Below are 6,378 nucleotides of genomic sequence, written 5' to 3'. Positions count from 1 at the left end.
GTTTGCTCTCCGACCAGACCGGCAACGACGACCGCGTCAAGACCGACGGTGACGTCAACGTCTTCGCCGCCTCCATCAGCATGCAGTTTTAAGGGGGGAGAACCTTATGATTCGCGGAACCTTTAACCGGACCCTGTACGGGACCTTATTAATAACCGCCTGCGCCACCGTCCTCACCGCCTGTGGCGGCAGTGACGGCTCCGACATGCCCGGCAACGACGCCAACGACGCCCAGCGGCAAAGCCTGCTTTATGCCTACCCCGATGACGGGCAGAGCGAGGTGGCGATTCCCGCTCCGGTGGTATTGCGGTTCTCCAGCGACATCGAGCTGGCCGCCGCCGAAAACAATATCAAACTGCGCCTTGGGGGCGCCGATGGGGACATCGTCCCCGTCACCTACAGCAAAGTGGAAGCCGATGGCCGCAGCATCCTGCTGACACCCACGGAAAAACTGCAACCGCTCACCGACTACACCGTGACCCTGCGCGGCGTGCAATTAAGCGTGGGCAAGGCACCAAACCGGGATATCCACTTCACCACCCGCGCGCTGCAACGGGGCCCAAAATCCCTGGTGGTGGCCGACGACGACTTCACCCTCGCCCGCGCCATTCCCAGCGGTGACACCGAAGAACCGGTAATGGACTTTTCCACCTTCCGTTTCCAGTTCACCCAGCCCATCGACCCCACCAGCGCCCGCTACGGCCTCAACCCGGGCGACGGCACCACACCGGCGGACACCGTGGCCCTGGTGGACGGCAGCGGCGAGCTGGTGGAAGCGCGCCTGCTCACCGAAGGGCCCTACATGACCCTGGACCCCACGCCCGAGCACCTCACTCCGGGAGAGACCTACACCCTCACCCTGGGCGACGGTCTGGCCAGCACCTTCGGCAATACATTTGGTGGCCACGAATTCACCGTCACCCCGCAAGACTCCTCACCGCGCGGCGAGCCGGCCATCCTGGTACAGCGCATCACCGACTCGGAAAACCGCACCCGCACCTCCCCGCTCACCGGCAAACCGGTGAACGAAGTGCCGGTGAACGCCACTCTGCTCGGCCAGGACAACGTCACCCAGGCCAGCGGCGACGTGCGTGCGGAATTGGGCGACGTCACCGTCTACCCGGACGTCACCCCGGTGCGCATCCCCGCTGAAACCATTCTCAGCGGCACCAGCCTGGAAGTACTGATCGGCGGCGAAGTGCCTGCCGGCTTTGCATCCGGCGAAGTGAAAATGCACTTCCTCAGCGACGCCACCGGCTACCTGGTGCCCAACCCGTACGACACCCACAACCGCGCCGACGCCCTGCGCATCGTGCGGCTGTTCATGGATGTGGCCATCACCACCGACGAAGCCCGCGCCAACGGCGGCTTTACCCAGGACATGCTGCACATCGAACTGATCGGCGTCGGCGAAGTGGATCCACAGGAAGGCGTACTGAAAATCGACGCCGTCAGCGTGGTGGAACCGGACGTGCTCGGTCAGGAATTCGCCCACGGCATGCTCAGCTTCCAACTGGAGTCCTATAAGGATCAGCTCAATGCTCCGGCGCCGGTGCCGGACACTGCGCCGTTGGAGTTTCAGAGCTGGACCTTGGGAATAGATGAGCAGACCGGTCTGGATAAGACCGCCATGTTCAAACCCACCGACCCCATCGTACTGAACTTCACCCGCCCGCTGGACCGGCAAACCGTAACCGGCAAAGTACACCTCTATAAGAATGAAGGCGGCGTACAAACCGAAGTGGACAGCAAAGTCACCGTGGACGGCGCGGCGATCGTGATCAAACCGGTTGAACCACTGGAGCACCCCACCGAGACCGGGCCTTCTCTGTCCTACCAGGTGAGTCTTGATCCGGGGATTATGGATTTGCGGGGGGAGCCTTGGGTTGGCTTCCTAGAAGGAGGTAACTTCGAACTACCGCTGATATCTGAAAACAGGCAAGAGTATTCAATTTCATTAGCAGGAACCTTGCTCCCTAAAGGAGACATCCAAGCGGTAACCGAAAAATCCCCATTCTTGCTTGGTGTTTATCCAGGGTTTCCTTGCGCCGTCCATGAGGAGCAACTGAATTTGTCAGAGGGAACAATGGGCAGGTGTCGCGGGGGAATACAGCCGCATGCTGTTCCGACAGACAAACTAGCTTACGCACTTGAACCCGACGATGTAATACCAATCCCTAAGATGCCAGCCAACAGGCCCATTATCGTAGTAACGTCATCTTCACTAGATGCAGAAACCGTGATTCCCGAAAAGACATTCATTGTAATCGAACACAATCCGGATGGAAGCATAAAAAAAACAGTTAAAGGGCAACTAATTCTGAAAGGCGACACAATAAAATTCACCCCTAACTCCCCCTGGAAAGAAGGCACTCTTTATTCGTATACATTAAAGAGCAACGGGAACACACAGAGTTCTTCAGGCTGCGACTCAACAGGTGATAACGAAACCATATGCTCCAAAAAAGGGCTTCCGCTTAATACACAAATTCTCACTGAATCAGAGGTTCACTACGAGGCAAGAAATGGTTTCTATCAAGATTCCTATGCAACCCCACAGTGGATATTTCAAACAAAGGGCGTGGAACTGTACGGTGGCGGCCCTGACTTCAAGCAGTATTTCTTTGGTGCCAAAAGATCCGATAATGTTCTTCAGCTCATGAGAATCACACACAACTATGACACTAACAAAAATCTAATCTTCGAGAAAAACCTATCAGACTTCTCTTCCATCTCGGGTCCAGGAGTGTCTGATCCAATAGCACCCAATATAGGACTTTCAAGGTTAGGCGAAGACCACTACTTCATGTATGAGTTCGATGAAGCCTCGGAGCATGAATTTGAGGCTGACCACTTCACCTCAGATCTGGAAGATTACTATGGAAGAGGCATCCCTCTGGACCCGGAAGGTGTAAGGCCTCCGCCCAACACCGCGAAGGTTCTCTCTTCGCAGTTTGGCATAACTAGTATCGAGCAAGGAAGGCACCTTGCCTTCACGGGAGAAGGTCTTATTTGGCCAAGATCAAAAATTACAGCAGGGTATATTGGTGCTAATATCGGCTGTGGTTTCGAAGAATTTTCAGAATGGGATAATCAAGACGGCGGATGCGAAAACTCCCCTCCTCAAACATATGGAGACTTCATATTCCAGCCTGGCCAGCCAATACGCTACGCTTGCTTTAAGGCCAAGCCAAGATCTTGTCCAGAAGACAAGTTTACCATTATCCACGGAGCACTATTCGCAGAAGTCACTAACCAAGTGGTGCCAGGAAAAGGTTTACTTGTTAATATTCTTCCAGGGCAAATGGTAACCACCTCCTTTAAAGTCTACACAAAAAATATGACGGGCAGGGCCCAAGACACTCTCGACTCGGGTTATCAAGTCATGAGGATGAGATATGATAATGGAGGCCCCATCAAGGCTTATATCGAAGAGGACAATGGTGTACCCCAGCTTAAGGTAGATACTGTCAATCTTTACCTAAACGCCCCTCAGCTTGTTGCTCAATTCAAACGGCAGCGGATTGCCTCGTCTGATTATGCCTTTCATAACTTATATAGCTATCCTGTAACGATGGCTCTATCTGGCAGAATCGATTTTCTATCAGATGGCAGAATGCAGGCAAAACAAACGAACATAGGGTCTTTGGACGTCCCAATGAGAGGCAACTCTCCGGCCACATGGGTGGATCTGGTTATACCCCATAACGGGGTTAATTTAGACTACATCAGTGAGCCGATAAAATAATTGGGATAGGGTGGAGTCTTTCGGCTCTACCCTCTCACTCAAATCGGTAATGGCAGATTACCAAGGTAAAATGCATACATCACGCCGTTCGTAAGATGTTGAGCTTCCACAGATTTCTCAGGCATCGGGAGCAAAAAAGCCCCCCCTTTTCTATACACCGTTTATCTTCACATCCTTATACAGCAAAAAGGCGCCAGAGATACTAGCGCCTTTTTGCCCCCTATTGATATTATTAGCTTCCTGTTAAGGTGCGAAATATTAATAACAGGTCATATTTGCAAGAGTACCGCTCAGAGTAGCACCCGTAGCAGGCCAGGAGCCACTAATCGAGATTGCGGCAGGGACCAAGCCTGATGGCGAGCATGTGTCGTTTACTGTACCAACGCCCATAACCCCGGTAAGAATTCCCTGCGCAGCCCCTATGGCAACCCCTGGGCTAGATGAGACATGAACAGAATAAAGCCCGCTACCAACTGCATCAGTATCGATAACACTACCCACGATACCACCTGAAGCATCTAGTTGTGCTCCCCAGGGCAAGTTACCTGTATTGACTCCTACACACGTCGGGTCACCGGGGATTGCTCCAGCTGAGATGATTCTAGCCACTCGGGTACCACAGTCGACATCAGCAACGACCGTAAGATCGCAAGTCGGGCTTAAACCCGTGTTAGGGTCCGTCATAGTCGTATTGCCTTGATAGACACAAGTTGACGCATGAGCGCCTGCTGCCCCAAGAGCCACTGCGCCAGCCAAAGCCAGCATGGTCGGTTTAAGAATTTTATTACTCATGGCTAAGTCCTCCATTTTTTGGTTAGCCGTGTATCATTTGTTTTTTCCTATCTGGACAGGTCGACTGCCTCCCTGGCCTGTCCCCTTCAGCCAACGGCGGGATGCCGTTGACTGCCCCCGAGGGTTGTTCACCCTTCGGCACGGACCAGATAAATAGATTCACAACCGCAAAACAATAGATTACCTGTCCCCTTAAGCACTTTTTCTTTTTTCAAAAACACAAACCCAGCAACCATGCGGCTTACAGAAAATGTACCTGGAACCTTTTTTGGATAAGAGACGATGTCGCTCAAAAAAAATCGGTGTCTTTTTCGAGAAAAAAATTCAGAAAATAAAAAGGGGACAGTAAAAAAAAGGAAAAGGAAACACTTCCTGGGAAATGTTTACCGAAACCGGTGATAAAGGTGATTGTCTGTTTTGGGAGAAGAAATCAAGGCTGGGGTGGTGTTGTCTGGGCGGTTGATGGGGTACATCAATTCGCTGCCGAGGCAGCTTCCCACAGGCGGGAGTGGGCGACGAAGCCGCTGTGGGAGCCAGCCTTGCTGGCGAAGGTTTTGAAGAGAGAAGAATTCGCCTGCGGGCAGGTTCCCACAGGGGGTGTGAATACAGGATGGTGCTATTCGAAAACCGCAGCCACTGTCTCCACCTCGTAAACGCGGTCGATCCAATCTTCCAGCTGCTCCCGGCTGGCGCTGTTCAGCCTGGTTTCGATCTCCGCCGGCAGGTCGCCGAAGCGGCGCCGTAATTGGCGCAGCAGGATGTTTCGGGCTTCGATGGTGGAGCCTTGTTCGAGGCCTTGTTCCAGGCCTTGCTCGAGTCCTTGTGAAAGGCCTTGCTCGAGGCCTTGTTTGAGCCCCTGCCTGATTCCCTCCTGCCTGCCTTCCGCCAGCCCTTCACGCCGAAACTGGGCTTTCCACACCCTCACTCTGTCTTCCAACATGCTATGTGCCTCCCTTAAAGTATGAATCTCCTGCCAGGGCACCTGCGAGTCCAGGCGTGGGCCTCGCCGACGCAACCATTCCAAAACACCTTGCTGCAGGTGGGCTTGCCCTGCTCCTTCCAGCCAGTTTACGAGACATAAGGAAGCCCGCAACATGTCCTCCTCGGTCACGCTGGTTTCCATTGCGAATACCGCGGCGACCAGATTCCTTTCACGCAATGCCCCCTCGCCTGCCTGTATTCCCAGGTCCAACAACATGAACTTTTGCCGGGCCTGATAGGGTTTCAGCGCATCCGGAACCGGCTGGATCAAGTCACTCAGATCGGTGGCAGCACGCCAGCGGCGCCGGCCGTTGTACAACACGATGGGTAGTACCGGGGGCAAGCGCCCCGTTTCCTCCAGGGCCTCACTCCGAAGCAGATCCTGATACAACAGTCCGGTGTACGTCAGGATCCGCAGCGGCATGTAATGGTCCACCTTGGACTGAAATTCCAGCATCAGGTAGAGGTATACCCACTCCCGCTTCCAACGTACTCGCCAAAGAGCATCATTGTGCCGGGTGCGCAGATCATCACTGACATAGCCATCGCTTACCTTCTCCAGAGAAGTCAAATCCAGGCTTCGCACCCAGCCACTATCCATGAACCCCAACAGTAAATCCCGCACCATTTCCGCGTGCGCGAACAGAAACTTGTAACTGGTATCGTGATCCGTCATATCCCTCTCCCAAAAACAGAGAGGAGTATGACCACGGATGGCGGGCAGGTCTGTCAGTCAAAGCGGAAAAGGGCGTCAGCTTTTGGCCAAAGCATTGTGAGTATTGACCCTATTCCTGACTTGTTCCGCGGCGGGCCGCCATCCCCGATAAAGTAGACTATGATATAGCAGGTAAAACAGA

3 protein-coding genes are annotated in these 6,378 nt (G+C 53.7%); 1 reads left to right on the top strand and 2 read right to left on the bottom strand.

Annotated features, from left to right (window positions below; all coding sequences use genetic code 11):
• Positions 1 to 106: 106 nt before the first annotated feature.
• Positions 107 to 3,748, top strand: a complete 3,642-nt coding sequence (locus E0L37_RS18165) for an Ig-like domain-containing protein (protein ID WP_133493080.1) — start codon at positions 107 to 109, stop codon at positions 3,746 to 3,748.
• A gap of 920 nt (positions 3,749 to 4,668) precedes the next feature.
• Here the strand turns inward: E0L37_RS18165 and E0L37_RS21565 are convergent.
• Positions 4,669 to 4,833, bottom strand: a complete 165-nt coding sequence (locus E0L37_RS21565; RefSeq protein WP_159661821.1) for a hypothetical protein — start codon at positions 4,831 to 4,833, stop codon at positions 4,669 to 4,671.
• 323 nt (positions 4,834 to 5,156) lie between these two features.
• Positions 5,157 to 6,197, bottom strand: a complete 1,041-nt coding sequence (locus E0L37_RS18160) for an Rpn family recombination-promoting nuclease/putative transposase (RefSeq protein ID WP_133493079.1) — start codon at positions 6,195 to 6,197, stop codon at positions 5,157 to 5,159.
• Positions 6,198 to 6,378: the final 181 nt, after the last annotated feature.

It is taken from the genome of Alcanivorax sp. 24, assembly GCF_004360225.1.
Taxonomy (GTDB): domain Bacteria; phylum Pseudomonadota; class Gammaproteobacteria; order Pseudomonadales; family Alcanivoracaceae; genus Alloalcanivorax; species Alloalcanivorax xiamenensis.
Note: the sequence above shows the minus strand (reverse complement) of the source record. Positions and strands in the feature narration are given on the sequence as shown.

Excerpts from the sequence above, each read along its gene's own strand:
- E0L37_RS18165 (WP_133493080.1), top strand. The coding sequence starts at position 107 with ATGATTCGCGGAACCTTTAACCGGACCCTGTACGGGACCTTATTAATA.
- E0L37_RS18160 (WP_133493079.1), bottom strand. The coding sequence starts at position 6,197 with ATGACGGATCACGATACCAGTTACAAGTTTCTGTTCGCGCACGCGGAA.